The sequence below is a fragment of the Zhenhengia yiwuensis genome, assembly GCF_014384995.1.
In the GTDB taxonomy this organism is placed as follows: domain Bacteria; phylum Bacillota; class Clostridia; order Lachnospirales; family Cellulosilyticaceae; genus Zhenhengia; species Zhenhengia yiwuensis.
In genome coordinates this window covers 219984-238312 of record NZ_JACRSY010000001.1, presented here as the reverse complement: position 1 = coordinate 238312, position 18329 = coordinate 219984, and the positions used below count along the sequence as shown (strand labels likewise).

Sequence of the window (18329 nt, the reverse complement as noted above, 5' to 3'; positions counted from 1 at the left end):
TCAAAGGGTATGTTCAAAACACTTATGCCAGGCCTATGCATCATCCTATTTGATTTAAAACTCAAATTTAACAGGTCTTAAAAATAAATCAATAAGTACCTTAGAAGTTTCTTTATGCTCAAACAAAATTTCATAAAGGGCATGGCAAATAGGTAGTTCTACTTCATATTCCTGTGAAAGATGGTGCAGTGCTTCTACAGTTGCGACCCCTTCTGCTAGTTTATGAAATGGAATACCTTTTACATAGTCTTCCCCGAATCTTCTGTTATTACTATGTGGTGAGAAAAGTGTCGCTTCATAATCTCCCAAATGGCTTAAACCATAAATGGTAATATCATTGCCGCCCATTGCACGTACAATTCTAGAAAGTTCTCTTGTTCCTCTTGCCATAAGGGCTCCTTTAAGGCTGCTATACCCTGCTCCATCTAGCATACCTGCTGCAATACCCATTACATTTTTAGTAGCTGCCCCTATTTCATTGCCGATTAAGTCTTGCCCATAATAAAAGCGAATTAAATCACTATTAAAGGCTTCTACCACTTTCTTAGTTACGCCAATCTCATCACTTCCAACAACCATACAGTTAGGAATATTTCTTGTAAAGTCCTGTACATGTCCAGGCCCTAACCATACACCAACATGAGCAGCAGCGCCCATTTCTTCTTTGAACACCTGTGTCAAGCGCTTACCTGTATCAGCCTCTAATCCTTTCATACATAATACAAAAGTTTTATCTTTTAAACCTGGCAGTTTGCTTACTGTTTTTAAAAACGAACGTAGTTGCTGTGCGCTAATGGAAATTAAAATAATCTCAGCACTCCTTACTGCCTCTTCTAAATCATCTGTAAGTCTTACAGACTCTGGTAGTTCTAAATACTCATTTTTATGTTCAGCCGTTAACGTCATTAAATTCTTTGATCCTGGTCTTCCCCAAAGTGTTACGGTATGGTGCACGCGATTTGCATACCATGCTAGGAAAGTTCCCCATCTTCCACACCCTAATACGGAAATATTCATTAAAGTATCCTCCTCTTATGTTTAAACTTGCTTCTTTTATATATTAGTTCCTAAGCACTGATCAAATATACCTGCACATTCAATCGTATCCTTATGTGGCATAATACTACTTTCTAATGCCCCTCTTTCCATGCAACCTATCATCTCTTTAATTTGGTACTCAAAACCATTATCATGCGGTTTTTGGAAGTGTTCTACCACGCCCTCTTCAGTATATATAAAACACTCCTGTGTATAATGCATATTTGGAATATGGATATAACCCTTTGTCCCATAAACATATAGACTATTTGGACAGCTTGCTGTAACCATACACTGTAAATTCGCTATAGTGTTTTCAAATTTTAAGGTAATACTGTTTACTTTATCTACACCTGTTTCGGCATAAGTTGTCATAGTTTGAACTTCTTGTATAGGCGCTTGAATAAGATATGTCATAATTTCAATAGCATACACACCTATATCATACATGGCCCCACCTGCTAATTTAGGATTCATAATGCGATTTTCTGGATTGCTATCTGCTTTAAACCCAATAAGACAGTTGGCAAGTTCAATCTCTCCTATTCTTCCCTCTAAAATCCACTCTCTAGCCTGCTTAATAGCTGGTAAAAATCGAGACCACATAGCCTCCATCACAAATACTTTTGCTTCTCTCGCTGCACGAAATACTTCTTCCGCTTCTTTTTTAGTTAAAACAAAACACTTTTCACATAGAACAGCTTTTTTATGTTTAATACATGCCATAGCATTTTCATAATGAAAGTTATGTGTTGTAGCAATATAAACTGCATCAACCTCTGGATTCTCTAAGAGTGCTTCATAAGTGTTATAGCTTAGTGCAATGCCCTCTTCTTTAGCAAATGTTAAAGCTTTACCTTCTGTTTGACTCGCAACGGCAATGACACTTGCACCTTCTACGCGTTCTACTGCTTTGCAAAACTTATGTGCAATGCGACCCGCTCCTATAATTCCAAACTTTATAGCCATTTTAATCCTCTTTTCATAAATAGATATTTTATTAAAATTGAAATAAGCTTTATGTAGGTATGCGCTTATTCACATCCAGCCTATACAAAAAGAGCTACTTAAAGAGCTCTTTTACTTTGTTCAAAATTCTTTTTTAGTGCGCCTTAGATTTCTACTCACTGACCTATACTAGGAGTATAATCAGTTTAAAGATCCAGTTAGCTGCAATACCTGCGAAGATTCCCCCTACTGTATGGGCAAAGATTGCCTTTCCTGTAAGTACTCTACATTTTAAACTATCCATCATCGCTGTATGTGTACTTAAATACCCACTCCAGCACATACACATGGCTGTAAACACTGCGATATCATTGGCATTTGCAAGCCCTTCACTCACTAAGTTGGGTATAAGGCCAATAGCTGCACCTGCTGCACCTAGTGATGTGATCGGAACAGCAATAGCCTCTGGTGAGGAAAAGCCGAATAGAGGCTGTAATAAGAAGTTTAATTTTTCTCCTATAATAGGTAAAATCCCTACTCCCTCATAAGCCGCACCTGTATAAATACCACTTGCTGAAGGACCATTAGTAAGCATTAAAACAAAGGTACAGATAATGAGTACACCTGGTATAATTGCCATCCCCATACCTACACCTGAATGCCCACCTTCAAGAAGTGCATTCATAAAACGTTCACCAAAGCTTCCTGTTCTTACTTCCCTGTAGTTAATGAGGTCGATACTTTCATCAATAACCTCTTCACACCAAGCTTCAGTGCCATAATATTTCTTAGTATAATGCATCATAAGTTTTGTACTTACAATACTTCCTATAATAGCTCCTACATTACCAATAACAACAGCAATTCCTAAATGCTTTTCTACTCCTGGAACACCTATCATAAAGACTGTAATCATAAGCCCCATACCAAAAGCTGTACCTAAATTAGTAAGAGCTGGTAATTGATATTTCTTAAAATACTGCCTAAAACGTTTATCATCACATAAAGTTAAAATAGCTGGATTATCTGAAAAATAAGTGGTTAATACACTCATAATACTGGCACCTGGTAAATCATAAAGTGGTTTCATCAGCCTTGAAAGAAGCTTATTAATAATAGCTAAGCCCCCAAACTCTGTTAAAACCCCAGCAAAAGCTCCAGCTATAACCGCAATAGCCATAATATAAAAGACTGTTCCCATTAAAAGGTCATAAGAAGTATTAAGCATGGTATTAAACATATTGGCTACTCCCATTTTTCTTCCTAATAAAAATAGCCCACCAAATGTAACAATAAGACAAATCATGCCTTCTATGCTTACAGCCTTTTTCAGTACATAGCGTACTTCTTGATTCTCTTGTTTCTTTTGTGTCATTTCGTGTTGTCTCCTTCTAGTTGTCAGTTTCTGCTCTTACTTCCAAATATGCATATAATTGCTTTTATCTACACCTGCATCTTCAAAAGTTCCCATACCTAATAAAGTGTATTGTGCCATATCTAATAAATTGAAAAGAATCGGGCAACCACTACCTTCTCCTAATCTCATATCTAAGTTAAAATGTGGTTCAAGCCCTATATGCTGTAAAATAAGAGCCATACCGGCTTCTTTAGATAAGTGTGACGCAATCATATAGGCTTTGGTTATAGGTGCCAGTTTATAAGCTACAAGTGCTGCTGCAGCTGCAATAAACCCATCAATAACAACTACTTTACCATGTTTAGCAGCTGCAATATAGACACCTACAAGGCCTGCAATATCTAAGCCTCCCACCTTTGCTAGTACATCAATGGGATCCGCTATAGTAGGCTGGTGCACTTTAAGAGCTGTTTTAATAGCCTCTACTTTATTATGATATACTGTATCTAAAGCACCCGAACCTTTACCTGTTACCTTTATAATCTCTTCTTCTAACAAAGCCGCTGTAATAGCTGCAGATGTTGTGGTATTTCCTATACCCATCTCACCTGTTCCAAAGATTTCATAGCCTTTTTCAATAAGTTTTTCAGTCTCTTCTATCCCAACTGAAATAGCCTGCAAAGCTTCTTGTTCAGTCATGGCAGGCTCTATAGCCATATTTTTAGTTCCATAACACACTTTACGATTATGAATAAGAGGATGACTAAAGTCTGCCTTTACACCAACATCCACAATATGTATATCTGCTTTAGCAAATTCACTAAGCCTATTCATTCCTGTAATGCCTCTTGTAAAGTTATAAGTTACCGTTGCTGTTACTTCCTGAGGACAACTGCTTACACCCACATCGCATACCCCATTGTCACTGCACATAATAACGGTTACCTTAGGCTGCGTTTTAACCTCCACCGTTCCCGCAGCACCTGCAAGCTGAATCATTAAGTTTTCAAGCTTCCCTAAAGCCCCAACTGGCTTAGTAAGCCCATCTAGATACTGCTCCATCTGCATCATGGCTTCCCTATTTAATGGTCTTATTTGCTCTATATAAGCTTTTAGACTTTCTCTATTCATGTCTCTTCCTCCTTCTCATTCCTTAGATTGTCTGTAAAACCCTTCAGTCACTTCCTCTATAGCATTTGACTCACTATAAGAAGGTAAACCATTACAATCCATTCTGTCATCTGACTTGCTGCTCCTAAGCAATCTCCATTTAGCCCTGTAAGCTTATGTGTAAATTTCTTATTTAAAAGAACTGCCACGCCGTAAACAAGCCCTAAGCCAATTACAGCGAGTTCCCAAGGTAAAAGTATGCAACCTATAAATAAAAATAGAACTAAATTCACAAAAAGTCCTGCTTTAGAAATATTCTCAATCCATAAAGCTCCAAGACCCTTTTTAATATTCTTGCCAATATCACATAAAACACATACCGTAAACTTCGCACTAATAGGCACCCATATAATAAGAAGAGGGGTATCCTTTAATAAATAAAAGCCAACCATATGAAAAGCAAAGTCTATCATAAGTGCCAGTACCCCAAAACTCCCTATCCTGCTATCTTTCATAATTTCTAAAGTTCTTTCAGTATCTCGATTGGCTCCAAAGCCATCAAACACATCTGCTAGCCCATCTAAGTGCATGCCTCCTGTAATCCAGATCCCACCTATAGTCGCTAAAAGTGCCCCTAGTAAAGGATCAACCTGCATACCAAGGCTAAAGAGCAGCCACTCTAAAGTTCCTATTATAAGACCTACAACCGTAAAAAAGCAGAGCGCCCCTTTAAAATCAGAAGGCTCTGCCGGCATATTGGCTCTAATAGGGATACGCGTTAGAAACTGTACCCCTAAAATAAACTGCTTTAATTTTTTCATCTTTATTCCCACTCTCTTTTAGTAGTTCTCCCTAGATAAATCTAAATACCAATAATTGTGCTCATAACATGTGGTTACCACTGTACCGGTATGTACATTAAACTTCCAGAACATATCTAAATTGCCCCCTAGCATATAGCATATGGCCATACGAATAGTTCCTGCATGACACACTGCAATAGCATCTTCTCCTAATGCCTCTAGTTCTTTAATGAAGCTTACAACACGTTCATACTGCATCCTTGCACTTTCTCCTTCTGGAATGCAGTAATCCTGCCAGTTCTCATCCCACATTTTACACTCACGAGGATATTTCTTGCCAATTTCTCCATAGTTCATGCCTTCAAAAATCCCCATGTTACGCTCCAGTAACCTGGCATCTGCTTTAAAATAGACATTTGAAAATAATATCCCTGCTGTTTCGATTGCTCTTGCTGCGGGACTGGTATATACATTAATACAATCATTAAAGTTTGTTTGAATTTCTTTAATTTCTCTTACGCCTTCAGGTGTAAGGCGTACATCTAACTTTCCATAATAGTTGTTCTTTTCGTTTTGTTGTGTTTTACCATGTCTTACCCAGTAAATTTTCATGGTCTCACCTCTCACATTTTTCAAGTGCTTGAATTAAAAAAGTATTCATCTGTGGTGTTTTAATACCAATGCGGTAGTACTGCGCTGAAAGTCCTCTATAATTACCACAGTGCCTAATCAGAATACCCTCATTTGCTAACTGCTTATGAAGATCTGGAATAGGTGATTTAAAAAATAAGTAGTCCGCATAAGAAGCATATACTCTAAAGCCCAACCTCTTTAAGGCTTCTTTTAAATAAGTTCTTTGCGCCTTAATCATGCTTAATGTTTCTTCTTTATAAGATATATCTTCCAGTGCTGCTACACCTGCTAGTTGTGCTAGTGAAGATACTGCCCAAGGCTGAGCTGCCTTTTGCAGTGCATCTTTTAACACCTTATCACCGATTAAGGCATATCCTAATCTAAGGCCAGCCATCCCATAAAACTTTGTAAAAGCTTTAAGAATCGTTACATGCTTACTTTTCTCTACTTCTTCTATCATACTATACGCACTATCCTCTTCTATAAAATCCATAAAGCATTCATCTACGATCATTTGAATATTATGCGCTTCACATTTTCTAAGTAGTCTAAGCATAAGCGATTTAGGTGTAAGCTGTCCAGTAGGATTATTAGGATTACAAATCCAAATCATATCTAAATCTGGGGTTAGAAGCTCTAATAGGTCTTCTTCTACCTTATAATCTGTTTCTTCTTTTAAGTTATAATATGAAATCTCACACCCCACCTGACTTAATGCGAGCTCATATTCAGCAAAAGTAGGTGCTAGTATTAAAGCGTGCTTAGGCTGACAGACGTAGGCTAACCTAAAAATCAAATCCGCTGCACCATTCCCACATAAAATATGCTCTTTGTCCATCTGATGCTGCTGGCTTAAGGCTGCAATTAGCTTTCTACATAAGGGATCAGGATAAGCTACTGCTAAATCAATATGTTCTATTAAGGCCTTTTTAACTTTAGGTGAAAGCCCTAGCGGATTAATATTGACAGAAAAATCCATAATCTCTGTATCTTTTTTATTTAATTTTTCGGCGAGTGTAAAAATATCGCCACCATGTATCAGTGCCATGTACGCTCCTTTATAAACAAGTTAAGTTTTTATAAAATGATTAGGATTAATAAACGTATAAGACTTAGTACAATTAATGTGCATGTACAAGTGCTATACATAAGCTTATTCGTACGTTTAATATCTTCTGTTTCTACACTTCTTAAGGCATCTCCTATAATAGGTTTTTTGCAAAGTTTTCCAAAATAGTATGCATCTCCTGCAAGCTGAATACCTAGTGCCCCAGCACAAACTGCTTCTGTATGTGCACTGTTAGGACTTTTATGATTATAGCGATCTCTTCTATAGATCTTATACGCCGCTTTAGCATCATAGCCACATAACTTACTTGCTGCAATCATCATATAGGCGCTAAGCCTTGCAGGAATATAGTTGACTACATCATCTAGTTTAGCCCCAAAAGTACCAAAATATTGATAGCGTTCATTTTGGTAACCAATCATAGAATCTAAGGTATTTATTGCCTTATAAGCAAAGCCAAGTGGTACCCCGCCAATAAGAAGGTAAACAAGTGGTCCTACAATACCATCGGAAGTATTTTCTGCTACCGTTTCAATAGTAGCTTTTGCCACGCCTTCTTCAGTAAGGCTTGCTGTGTCTCTTCCTACAATCATGCTAACAGCATAACGTGCACCTTCTAAATCATGATTTTGAAGTGCCTTATAAACCTTCATACTTTCATCCTTAAGGCTTTTGGTAGCAAGTGCTTGATAACACAAAATCACACTTACTATCCAACCAATAAGAGGATGAATACCATAAGCAACTTTTAAAATAAGCCATGTCGCTCCAAAAGTTATCCCTACGACACCTATTACAAGAATTATGCCACCTATACGTTCACCCTTTTTTGTCTTAGGTAGTATACTTCTTATGTGCTTTTCTCCCCATGAAATCATATTACCAATCAATCTAACAGGATGAGGGAAGTTATGTGGGTCTCCTAGTATTAAGTCTAAAATAAATCCACTTATAACAATCAAAATAATTGAATCCATATAAATCCTTTCTCTTTGTTTATTCTACTTTACCATCTTTACAATTTACCATATGTTATATAAAAAGTAAAAGGCTTAAAATATCCATGTAGTTGTCTGAAGTATAGGAAATAGTGAATTCATCTATCTGTCTTGCCCCTGGATAAAAAGAATATTTGTAAGCATCTTGATGCTTGTTAAAAACAATCTTTAGGTTAAAGACTTCTGGTATTTTTACATCACTTTGCCAACCTACTTTCTTAAGATCTAATAGACTCTCTTTAACTGTTTTTTCAATGCGCTCTAGTGCAAGGTCTGGGTGAATACTAATCAATCCCCCGCCAAAGCCTTCCTGTACAGCTACGGTTGCAATCTTATCATCAAACTGATTTACTTCTCGTACAAGACCACCATCTCCTGTTACAGCTATAATAGGTACACTTAATAAGTAAGCTACATAAGCATATAAAGTAAATTCACTTGCTGGTTGATTATTTAAATAAATCCCCCTAATTACATTTGGAAATAATGTATGTGCAAGAGGAGAGGTATTCGATAAGCCTTGACTATGGTAACCAATAAAAATAATACCATCAAAAGTATCATCAAGTCCTTCTACCATATTATAAGGATGATTACTCCATCCTGATAAAAGTTTTGCATTTCTAGGCAATAAGTTCCCTAAAAGGTTATGACCTTCTCCATGTGCATCTTTAATAACAAAATCCAAAGCACCTGCACTAATAGCTCCCTTACATGCTGCTACTACTTCCTTTGTCATACGTTCCTTTGCTTCATACGGCGGCACATCGGCTGCCATATTCCAGTTAGAAATGCCTGTAATTCCTTCAATATCTGCAGTAATAAATAAACGCATACCTTTCCCCCTGTCTTTTGTATCTTTTGTTTATAGTATATCAAACGTTTATAATTATTTCCATTTTTCTATTATGTTTTAAGTAAAAAAGTAGTATACTAAAGCTATTCAATTTCTTTATTTTGAAAGGAGTAAACGATGTCAACTTTAATTAAACGTAGTGATGTTGCACTTCAAGATACATGGTGCCTTGAAGATATTTTTACAACAGATGATCTTGTAAAAGAAGGTATGAAAGAGGCTAGAGCACTTCTTGACAGTTTTAAAGTATATGAAGGTAAACTCACTTCTTCTGCAGAAGTTTTATATGAAGCACTTCAAAAAAGTGATGAGGCAAGCAAGCTTGTTGAAAAAATTTATGTATACAGCCATATGCGTCTTCATCAAGATGGTGGCAACAGTTTTTACCAAGATTTATCAAGTCAAAGCGAAAAGCTTCTTGTAGACTTCCAGACTGCTCTTTCTTTTGTAAATCCTGAACTTAGTACACTTACTGAAACGGATGTAGAGAAGCTTATTGCTTCTTATGAACCCCTTAAACTTTACAAACGTAGTTTAGAAGAAGTACTTCGTCAAAAAGAACATATTTTAGATGCTAAAATGGAGGATGTACTTTCTCAGTTCAGAGAAATTGCTACTGCACCAAGTAATACTTATGCTATGTTCAATAATGCGGATATTAAATTCCCTACTATTCAAGATAGCCAAGGTACTCCTATCCAAATTACTCACGGTAACTTCATTGACTTCTTGGAAGGTCATGATCGCAGAGTAAGAGAAGAAGCTTTTAAAGGTGTCTATCATACGTACTCAAGCTTCAAAAACACATTAGGAACTAACTTTGCAGCTAATGTGACACAGTACAGCCTTTTTGCTAAACTTAGAAATTTCAAATCTCCTCTTCATGCAGCTTTAGATGCTAATAATATTCCTGTTGAAGTATATAATAATTTAATTCATACAATGGGCGAACATATGAATCTTATGCACCGTTATATGGGGCTTCGTAAAGAAATCATGGGTGTAGATGAACTTCATATGTATGACCTATTTGTACCACTTGTAAGTGATTTTACAAAAGAAATTACTTATGACGAAGCCTGTAGCATTGTGCTAGAAGCCCTTAAACCACTTGGTGAAGACTACACTGCTCTTGTAAAAGAAGCTTTCGAAAATCGCTGGGTAGACAAGTATGAAAATGAAGGAAAACGTAGCGGTGCTTATTCATGGGGCTGCTTCGATGCACCACATCCTTATGTTCTTATGAACTATACAAATAATGTAAACAATCTCTTTACTTTAGCACATGAGATAGGTCATGCAATGCATAGTTATCTTTCTTCTCATACTCAACCGTATCCATATGCAGACTACTGTATCTTTGTAGCTGAAGTTGCTTCTACCGTAAATGAAGCGCTTCTTATGCAATACCTTCTTAAAACAACAACAGATGAAGCATTCCGTAAATACCTTGTAAACTACTTTATGGAACAGTTCAGAACAACCATCTACCGCCAAACTATGTTTGCTGAATTTGAAAAAATGGTTTATGACATGCATATGGAAGGTGTTACTTTAACAAGCCAAACTTTATCTGACACTTACTATGCCCTTGTTAAAAAATATCATGGTGATCATATGGTAGTAGATAGGGAAATTGCTATGGAATGGGCACGTATTCCTCACTTCTATACACCATTCTATGTTTACCAATATGCAACAGGCTACTCTGCAGCTATTGCTTTATCTGAAAGCATCTTAAGCGAAGGTGAAGAAGCTGTTAAACGTTACAAAAACTTCTTAAGCGGTGGTTCTTCTAAAGACCCTATCGACCTGCTAAAAGATGCCGGTGTAGATATGAGCACACCAGCACCTATTGAAGCAGCACTTAAAGTCTTTGAAAATCTTATTGAGGAAATGCGTAGTCTTTAACCAATACCGCATCCCCATCTTATAAGAATATAGAAGCTTATAACAAATAAACCAAGCAGAATGTTCCGTGTTACCATGGACTTTCTGCTTTTTTTAGTCCAAAAACTATATATAAGTAACACAGCTAATACAGGTAACATGACATAACCATTAAACCAAAGCATAATCTCACTATGCTTCCACCAATCCATAAACTGCTCTTGTAGAATATTCATTCCAAAAAAGCCTGTTACAAAAGTGGGGATAACAAGTGCTGTACCTATAATAGTCAAAAAATCCATTTTCCCTTTAGATTGTGCCTTATCAATTAAAGTAGCATATTCATGAATTTCCTGCATTTCAAAATCCAGTTCTTTCACGCCTCTTTCAATACTTAACTGCCTTAAAAGTTCATTATAAATATAGCTTCCTTGTACATCTACTGTTACCTCATTAAAGCGCATTTGACTGATAAACTGAATATAAATTTCATATAAATTCCCTATAGCAGATACCAATTCGTTTTTAGGTAAATCTGCAATAAAAGCAATCTGATTACCAAAATGAAGCAATGAAGCTTTCTGCATAAGTGCTAAAATCACAAGCTGATTATAAAGCTTGCTTTCTTTATTAGACTCCATCATACAAACTAAAGAAAATCTACTAATCCCATAAACGACTTTAGGTAAATCTAAATAAGTTGCGCCTTCTAGTAGCTTCTCTTTTTTACTAAATAAAATAAAACTATTTAAAAAGCGTTTAGAAACTACCTTATTTTTAACATCTCTAAGAAAACTAGGATTTTGATACATACATAAAGCAAACATACGATTGCCAAATAAGGGCTCTACAAAAAGCTTACCTTTTTCTAGAAACTTATAGTCAAAGATAAAACTTGGTCCTAATACTTTCCTAATCATGTCACAAATACACATAGGTGCTTGCTTATAGTCTTTTTCGAACTTTTCTACTATCTCTTCATGCGCATTAAAATGAATAATGACCTCTTTAGGAAATAAGTCTTTATGCGCATTTTCAAGGGGAAGCTTATAAGGATAGACGCTCTTACTTAAGCTATTAATAGCTATAATATCTTCTGGATTACCATATTCTTTATTAAGACATTTAAAGCTTAAAAGTCCTATACCATTTTTATATAGCCTAAGCTCCATGTTTCTCAGTACTGTCTTATATGTCTTTTCTCCTACTTTAATCTGAATAAAGCTTTCTTTCTCTATTCCCTGTTTTTCATAGTTATAAACCATACTCTTGCCTTCTACATCATAAAGCATCTGAAAGGCTGGCTTATAAAAGTATACATATTCATTATAACTTTCATCTGTTAAAGCTTTAAATACTCTATCCTTCCATCCTTCTAAGGGAATTCTGTCCTTTGTTTTTTTATGTTTATGTCCTTTAAGTACCTGTCTTCCACTAATATTTTTAAGTTCCCATGAAAAAGGAAGATAAAATACGTGAGTACTTATAATACTATCTTGCATACATGATTCATCCCATCATTTACCTTTTATTAGTTTAACTTATCTGCTAAGTTTATGTAAAAAGAACATAAAAAATACCCTGACTCGTTCTATAAACGAATCAGGGTATTTCGATTAAGTATATTTAGTTGCTACGCCTTCAATAAAGGTTGGGTAAAGCACGAAAGCAATTTCTAACATCCATACAGCACTATTAAGCACTGCCTTGTTTACATCTAATTCCATGCGCTCATGCATGGTATGACAATTTGCTATTTCCGCTTTATAACTTTCATTTTCCATATAGATATAAGCATCTATTCCTTTTTTTCTAAGCTCATTCCATTTTTTAAAGATAAGACTAATATCAAAATGCTGAGTAAGGTCTCTAATATGACGCTGCATATAAACCTCATACTTACGATGCTGTCTTAAAGATAAATCATGAAAGTTATGCGCATAGCAAAAGGTATCACTAATATAATGACTCATAATGCCTGCCGCATAAGATATAAGCCAAATAGTATAACGTCTCTTATGCACAAATTCTGTAAAAGACTCCCATTCTTTTGCTGCAATTTTTATATTATGTGCTTTGAATCTTCTATGTGGTGCTAGGTCAGGCATTCCTGCCCCTAAACTGATTGCTTTTTCATTAAAAGTTATAGGAAGATACGCCTTAACAAGTTCATACGCTGTATGAGCTATAACTTGATGTGTCTTAACTTTCAATTACCTAACCTCTTTTCCTTTGTTATAATATGCTCTTTAAACTCTATGAATAGGTGTAAGATTATAGCGATTAGCAACCGTAACCTGTAAGTCTTTTCCTATTTCTATCTGTTTCTCTAGTAGAGCATTTTTAGCACTTAAATACGCTAAATCTGGAAGATTGTTCTCGTTGCTAAGATGCCCAAGTATTGCCCATTTTAAGTCTGGATGATAAATATGAGCCAGTACTTTTGCTGCAAGCTCATTATTTAAGTGCCCATAGTCGCCTAATATACGTTGTTTAAGTGGAAAAGGATAACTTCCTACTTCTACCATATTCACATCATGATTAAACTCAAGGAGTATACCATCTGCATTATAAAAACGCTCTACTATTTTCCTGTCCACTTTTCCCATATCTGTTGCAAGAACCATTTTTTTACCCATATACTCAAATACATAGCCTACAGGATCTACAGAGTCGTGATAAATGCTATAAGGTGTTACCATTAACTCTCCAAAGTAAATAGGCTCATCTTTAGAGATAATTCTTTGATTATGTTCTTTGACTTTACCAAGCATTTGAGCACTTTCCATACGCTCCCAAGTAGGTTTTGTTGCATAAATAGGTAAGTCATATTTACGACTTATAATACCTACACCTTTGATATGATCACTATGTTCATGTGTAATGAGAATACCTTTTAGTGTAGTAGGATCAATATCAATTTCGGTAAGTCCTTCTGTTACACGTTTCCCACTTACACCAACATCTATCAGTAATCTTTGTTCATCAGCATGTAGATATGTACAGTTTCCACTACTCCCACTTGCAATGGGACATAAATAAAATTCCATTTCAGTCCTCCATTTTAGTCACGCTTATTTTGTTACATATATGTAGTTTATCATATTCACCCCTATTCGTATACGTTTAGCTCACTCAAAAAATAGAGGGCAAAAAACTGGATAAACCTTGACTCATCCAGCTTTTTGCCTCTTTATTAATTATTTTCAATAAGTACTTTTTTATCCTCACTACAAATCACTTTACGTTCAAATCCTGTAAGATATGTCTTTAGAATGACTTTACCACCCCAAAGAGCTTGAATATGTTTAAGTGTTTCCGTAGCATAAGAAAGCTGAAGTTCACGCCCATCATAAATATGTCTGAGAATGAGTGTATGATCACCACGCTGCATATCTTCTACAATAATATTAGGAATACTACCTACTCCTACATTATTAGCAAGTGTATTACGTACCTGCCTCCAGCCGTCTTCATTAGATACTTCTGTAATTACATAATAGCGCTCTTCTTCTTCAAATTCAAAAAGGTTAGCTGTATTAGCAAGGTCATAAGTTAAATAATTACGAATAAAAGACGCATCTCTTTCCACGCTTCTAATACGTGCAAGTTCCTTAAAACTATGGTCATACTTTTCATAAAGGTCTTCCCAAATTTGAAACCCTATAAAATAAGGATTAAGTCTACCGGGTACACTACAAATAACATTATTATGATGTTTCAAAAATTCAATTTGCATACCGGAAGAGAGTCCTAATTCATTAACAATATGATAGTGCCAAAAACTTGCCCATCCCTCATTCATAATTTTAGTTTCAATTTGTGGGGTAAAGTATCTACTTTCCTCCATAACAATGAGTAAGATGTCTTTTTGCCACTCATTAAGCTCCCCTTCTCTCCATAAGAATTCTAACAGGTTCTCATAGGGATATTCTATTTTCTCTTCAAAATTAGTAGTCAGCTGGCAGAAGGCACCACAATGATATTTAATAGAGTGCGCCGCATCCAATATACGTTCCACTTCTTCATAACCTATGCTGGGATCTTGAATATATTCTCTGATACGATTGGCATGGTTTTTAAACATGTCAATCGTTAAATTAGCCCTTGTATACTCTTTGAAAAGACGGTTATTCTTAAAAAAGTCGTTATGCCCATACACATGAGCCATAGTCAGTATTTGTAATACTAAACTATTATCTTTCATTAAGTAGGCAATACAAGGATCGGAATTAATAACCATCTCATAAGGGAGCCCTGTCAAGTTATACTGATAAAGTGTCTTAATGCGCTCGTAATTTTTCCCATAACTCCAATGTGGATAATGAGAGGGCATCCCTACATAAGCTTCATAGCAAATCATATCTTCAAAACTAATAACCTCAAACTCCTGCTCATAATAGTCAAGGCCTATTCTTTGAGCAATTTCTTCTATCTGGGTATTATAGTCCATTAACTCCTTCAAAGAATAGTTCATTACGCACCCCCATCTTCACTTGTTCGCTTCTCAATTTTCAGCATATCCATAAAGGCTTTCCACACGTCTTCCTTCTTGAAGATTCTAACAGCTGAAAAATTCGTTTTCTTTACTTCTTCCATATATTTATTCATAATAGTACTCGTATAAGTACTAATTTTAATTTCACCATACCCAAAGAGATTACATACATCACACAGTTCATTAGCCAATACTACTGCCTGTTCATTATCTTCTCCCCAGTTATCTCCATCACTACAATGAAAAGCATAAATATTCCAGCTGTCTGGAGGGTATTTTTCTGCGATAACGTCTAGTGCTTTTTGATAGCCACTACTAATATAAGTCCCTCCACTTTCTCCTCGATGGAAAAAGTCATCTTCTGTTACTTCCTTAGCTGTAGTGGTATGTGCAATAAAGACAATCTCTACATTAATGTATTTAACCTTTAAGAATTGATAAAGAAGGAAATAAAAACTTCTTGCTAGGTACTTCTTCGTATGTCCCATAGAGCCAGAGGTATCCATGATACAAATAACAACAGCATTAGAATCCCTTTGCATCTTAATCTTTCTTCTAAAATATTTCAGATCATCTTCATGAAAAGGTATTCTCTCATTAGTAACCTCAAGACCAAGCTCATGTGCTGCACGCTGCAAGCACTTCTCCCTCTTGATTTTAGCCATCATAGTATGTTTTTTAGAAAGGCGGGGAGGGATCCCCTTTTGCTGAATACCCCATTTTTTACTACTCGCCTCTGATTCTATTTCTTTAAATTTCTTTTGCTCTAGATAGGGCAAATCAAGATCTTCAAACAAATAATGAATGGCCTCATCTATGGTAATTTCTGTTTCATAGATGTCTTCACCTTCTGCATTGCCTGCCCCTTGATTCTGACCACTTTCATCTCCTTTAGCTACACGTTTTCCTTTTTCTTCCTTTCCTGTTCCAGCCCCAATATTTTGCTGATTCTTACCATATCTAAAATAATATTCTTTAACCCCTTTAATAGGAATTTTAATCTTCTTATTTTTAGTCTGTCCAATAATACTTTCTTCAGAAATAATGCTGCCTATATTCTCTTTAATACTCTTTTCTACTAATTCTTTATGCCTGCGTCTATCTTCTACACTCCTATCTCTGCTATTCGGTTGAAACTCTTTAAAAATAGCCATGTGCATCACCTAGTCTTTCCAAAGGTTATTGGCAGCATATTTCAAAATAACGTTACAACAGTGGTCACAGTAACCATTATTCTTCATTTCTTCAACCATTGCATCATACTTCTCATTTTGCTCTTTATCTCTTACCTTACTCTTTGTAATAATACGAGAAAGTTCTCTTACAGACGCTGTAAGTTTCTTTTCTATTGCTTCTTTAAGGGGTTCATAAGATGTATAATCTACACTTGTACCATTACGAATAACTGAGAACATATAGGCTGTTACATCTTGTCTAAAGCCTTTAGCACCACTTTGTGTTACACCAATCTGCTCTTCTATAGAACGCATGAATACTTCATCAGGTGTTAACTCTTCTCCTGTACTGCTGTCTTTTAGCTTTGTTTTATTCACATAAGCCTCTGCATGGTCTAAATAGTTATTAAACAAATCTTGAGCCTGTTCTTTGTAACCATGAATAAAGGCTTTCGTGACTTCTTTTTCTAACATCTTATGATATTCTTTTTTAATCGTATCCTGCAAAAATCCTAAATAACGTTTTTTAAGTTCATCCGATACAGCCATTTCTTTAATTTCTTTTAAGAGTACTTCCATTAGGCCGATAGGGTTAATACAGTCATATTCAGACTCTGATAAAGCTGTATCAAGAGCTTTAGAAATAAATCTTGTTGAAATACCTGACATACCTTCTCTTTCAGCTTCATCTTTTAGTTCCATAATATCGATACGTTTTGTTGTTCCTTTTTCAATAATTTCTTCTCCATTATAAATTTTAAGCTTAGTCATAGGATCAACCTTTGCAGATGGGCCAAGTCTTGTTAAAATAGCAAACATAGAAGCAATCTCAAGTGTGTGCGGTGCAATATGCGCTTCAAAATTAGAACTTTTAAGCATCTTACGATAAATCTTCACTTCTTCATCTAATTCTAAGCAATAAGGCACTTCTACCTTAACAATACGGTCTAGAATAGCTTCGTTAGTATGATCAGATTTAAACTTATTCCACTCCGCTTCATTAGAATGGGCTAAAATCACACCATCAAAATAAATCATAGCCCCTTTACCTGGTGAAGGGATATTTTTCTCCTGGGTAGCTGTAATCATCGTATGGAGATACTCCACATCATTTTTGAAAACTTCAATGAATTCTACTAATCCCCTATTTCCTACATTAAAAGCACCATTTAAAGAAAGTACACGTGGGTCATCCTCTGGATATAAGTCCATTTTTGAAATATCGACTGAACCAACTAATACAGACGTATCTTGATTATTAGGATCAACAGGTGGCACAACACCTATTCCTTTACGTGAACGAATGGAATAATCTGTTTGACTTACTGGAAATCTTTCATATTCTCCTTTAAACTCATGAATTAAGCGGTATCGACATACAGGACATAAGTCTCCTTCAATTTTTACTCCTAAAATATCTTCAAATGCTTTACGACTGTGTTTAGGAATAAGATGAAGTGGCTCTTCTCTCATAGGGCAACCTTCTAGTGCATAGATTGGCTCACTATTTTCTACTAAGTTCTTAATACTATCAATTAAAGAAGATTTTCCTGCACCTACTGGTCCTACTAGGTAGAGCACCTGCCTTGCTTCTTCTCCTTGCATAGCCGCAGAATGTAAATACCTTACAATCTTCATCAAAGTCTTATCAATGCCAAAGAAATTGTCTTTAAAGAAATGATAGCGTTTAAGAGTATCCTTTCCATAGATTCTTCTTAGTCTAGGATTTTCTTCCGTTTTAACGAACTCAACCCCTTGATCTACTATTAAATCATAAATACGTTTATGCGCCAGCTTATAAAGTTCTGGATGTTCATATAAAATATGTAAGTAGTCAAGAAAAGTTCCTTCAAAATGTTCAACTTTCCTTGACTGCCTATCGTTTAAAATCATCTTAGAAAAATCTACCATATATTTAATCACTCCTTTAAAAGTGTATAAACTTACTTATATC

General features: G+C 35.6%; 16 protein-coding genes. 1 reads left to right on the top strand and 15 read right to left on the bottom strand.

What is annotated here, in order from left to right; all coding sequences use genetic code 11:
- Nucleotides 1-54: 54 nt before the first annotated feature.
- From H8718_RS01040 to H8718_RS01000, 9 genes are all read right to left on the bottom strand, one after another.
- Nucleotides 55-1017 carry an NAD(P)H-dependent glycerol-3-phosphate dehydrogenase gene (locus H8718_RS01040; RefSeq protein ID WP_249331190.1) on the bottom strand — a complete coding sequence of 321 codons (963 nt, stop codon included), beginning with the start codon at nt 1015-1017 and terminating at the stop codon, nt 55-57.
- 36 nt (nt 1018-1053) lie between these two features.
- Complete coding sequence (locus H8718_RS01035; RefSeq protein WP_249331189.1) at nt 1054-2007, bottom strand: Gfo/Idh/MocA family protein; 954 nt, start codon at nt 2005-2007, stop codon at nt 1054-1056.
- A 163-nt stretch (nt 2008-2170) separates the two neighbouring features.
- Nucleotides 2171-3361, bottom strand: a complete 1191-nt coding sequence (locus tag H8718_RS01030) for a CD0519/CD1768 family membrane protein (protein WP_249331188.1) — start codon at nt 3359-3361, stop codon at nt 2171-2173.
- A 36-nt stretch (nt 3362-3397) separates the two neighbouring features.
- Complete coding sequence (gene cobT, locus H8718_RS01025; RefSeq protein ID WP_177671134.1) at nt 3398-4474, bottom strand: nicotinate-nucleotide--dimethylbenzimidazole phosphoribosyltransferase; 1077 nt, start codon at nt 4472-4474, stop codon at nt 3398-3400.
- Between the two features lie 56 nt (nt 4475-4530).
- Entirely contained in the window at nt 4531-5274 is a 744-nt protein-coding gene (cobS, locus tag H8718_RS01020; RefSeq protein WP_249331187.1) for an adenosylcobinamide-GDP ribazoletransferase, read from the bottom strand.
- Nucleotides 5275-5292: 18 nt separating this feature from the next.
- Complete coding sequence (locus H8718_RS01015; RefSeq protein ID WP_249331186.1) at nt 5293-5868, bottom strand: histidine phosphatase family protein; 576 nt, start codon at nt 5866-5868, stop codon at nt 5293-5295.
- Between the two features lie 4 nt (nt 5869-5872).
- Nucleotides 5873-6937: a threonine-phosphate decarboxylase CobD gene (gene cobD / locus H8718_RS01010; RefSeq protein ID WP_249331185.1), complete on the bottom strand. Its 1065-nt coding sequence runs from the start codon at nt 6935-6937 to the stop codon at nt 5873-5875.
- 29 nt (nt 6938-6966) lie between these two features.
- Nucleotides 6967-7935: an adenosylcobinamide-phosphate synthase CbiB gene (cbiB, locus tag H8718_RS01005; protein WP_249331184.1), complete on the bottom strand. Its 969-nt coding sequence runs from the start codon at nt 7933-7935 to the stop codon at nt 6967-6969.
- A 55-nt stretch (nt 7936-7990) separates the two neighbouring features.
- Entirely contained in the window at nt 7991-8791 is an 801-nt protein-coding gene (locus H8718_RS01000; protein ID WP_177671139.1) for a M55 family metallopeptidase, read from the bottom strand.
- 138 nt (nt 8792-8929) lie between these two features.
- On the opposite strand from H8718_RS01000, the gene pepF reads away from it, so the two are divergent.
- A complete protein-coding gene (gene pepF / locus H8718_RS00995) occupies nt 8930-10723 on the top strand; it encodes an oligoendopeptidase F (protein WP_249331183.1) in 1794 nt (597 codons plus the stop codon).
- Here the strand turns inward: pepF and H8718_RS00990 are convergent.
- The 6 genes from H8718_RS00990 to H8718_RS00965 form a co-directional block, all read right to left on the bottom strand.
- Nucleotides 10720-12204 (bottom strand): magnesium transporter CorA family protein, encoded by a 1485-nt coding sequence (locus H8718_RS00990; RefSeq protein WP_249331182.1) that lies wholly within the window; start codon nt 12202-12204, stop codon nt 10720-10722. The genes pepF and H8718_RS00990 overlap by 4 nt on opposite strands.
- 114 nt (nt 12205-12318) lie before the next feature.
- A complete protein-coding gene (locus tag H8718_RS00985) occupies nt 12319-12915 on the bottom strand; it encodes a zinc dependent phospholipase C family protein (RefSeq protein ID WP_249331181.1) in 597 nt (198 codons plus the stop codon).
- A gap of 36 nt (nt 12916-12951) precedes the next feature.
- On the bottom strand, nt 12952-13752 hold the full coding sequence (locus H8718_RS00980; protein ID WP_249331180.1) for an MBL fold metallo-hydrolase: 801 nt from the start codon (nt 13750-13752) through the stop codon (nt 12952-12954).
- Between the two features lie 146 nt (nt 13753-13898).
- The gene (locus tag H8718_RS00975) at nt 13899-15179 is read right to left on the bottom strand and encodes a SpoVR family protein (protein WP_177671144.1); all 1281 of its coding nucleotides are present in this window, start codon (nt 15177-15179) and stop codon (nt 13899-13901) included.
- Nucleotides 15179-16354 (bottom strand): sporulation protein YhbH, encoded by a 1176-nt coding sequence (gene yhbH, locus H8718_RS00970; protein ID WP_177671145.1) that lies wholly within the window; start codon nt 16352-16354, stop codon nt 15179-15181. Before yhbH ends, H8718_RS00975 begins: the two co-directional genes overlap by 1 nt.
- 9 nt (nt 16355-16363) lie before the next feature.
- Nucleotides 16364-18286, bottom strand: a complete 1923-nt coding sequence (locus H8718_RS00965) for a PrkA family serine protein kinase (protein ID WP_249331179.1) — start codon at nt 18284-18286, stop codon at nt 16364-16366.
- Nucleotides 18287-18329: the final 43 nt, after the last annotated feature.

Coding starts and splice junctions, on each gene's coding strand:
- cobS (WP_249331187.1), bottom strand. CDS start 5,274: ATGAAAAAATTAAAGCAGTTTATTTTAGGGGTACAGTTTCTAACGCGT.
- H8718_RS01035 (WP_249331189.1), bottom strand. CDS start 2,007: ATGGCTATAAAGTTTGGAATTATAGGAGCGGGTCGCATTGCACATAAG.
- H8718_RS00980 (WP_249331180.1), bottom strand. CDS start 13,752: ATGGAATTTTATTTATGTCCCATTGCAAGTGGGAGTAGTGGAAACTGT.
- pepF (WP_249331183.1), top strand. CDS start 8,930: ATGTCAACTTTAATTAAACGTAGTGATGTTGCACTTCAAGATACATGG.
- H8718_RS00965 (WP_249331179.1), bottom strand. CDS start 18,286: ATGGTAGATTTTTCTAAGATGATTTTAAACGATAGGCAGTCAAGGAAA.
- H8718_RS01015 (WP_249331186.1), bottom strand. CDS start 5,868: ATGAAAATTTACTGGGTAAGACATGGTAAAACACAACAAAACGAAAAG.
- cobT (WP_177671134.1), bottom strand. CDS start 4,474: ATGAATAGAGAAAGTCTAAAAGCTTATATAGAGCAAATAAGACCATTA.
- H8718_RS00990 (WP_249331182.1), bottom strand. CDS start 12,204: ATGCAAGATAGTATTATAAGTACTCACGTATTTTATCTTCCTTTTTCA.
- H8718_RS01040 (WP_249331190.1), bottom strand. CDS start 1,017: ATGAATATTTCCGTATTAGGGTGTGGAAGATGGGGAACTTTCCTAGCA.
- yhbH (WP_177671145.1), bottom strand. CDS start 16,354: ATGGCTATTTTTAAAGAGTTTCAACCGAATAGCAGAGATAGGAGTGTA.
- cbiB (WP_249331184.1), bottom strand. CDS start 7,935: ATGGATTCAATTATTTTGATTGTTATAAGTGGATTTATTTTAGACTTA.
- H8718_RS01030 (WP_249331188.1), bottom strand. CDS start 3,361: ATGACACAAAAGAAACAAGAGAATCAAGAAGTACGCTATGTACTGAAA.
- H8718_RS01000 (WP_177671139.1), bottom strand. CDS start 8,791: ATGCGTTTATTTATTACTGCAGATATTGAAGGAATTACAGGCATTTCT.
- cobD (WP_249331185.1), bottom strand. CDS start 6,937: ATGGCACTGATACATGGTGGCGATATTTTTACACTCGCCGAAAAATTA.
- H8718_RS00975 (WP_177671144.1), bottom strand. CDS start 15,179: ATGAACTATTCTTTGAAGGAGTTAATGGACTATAATACCCAGATAGAA.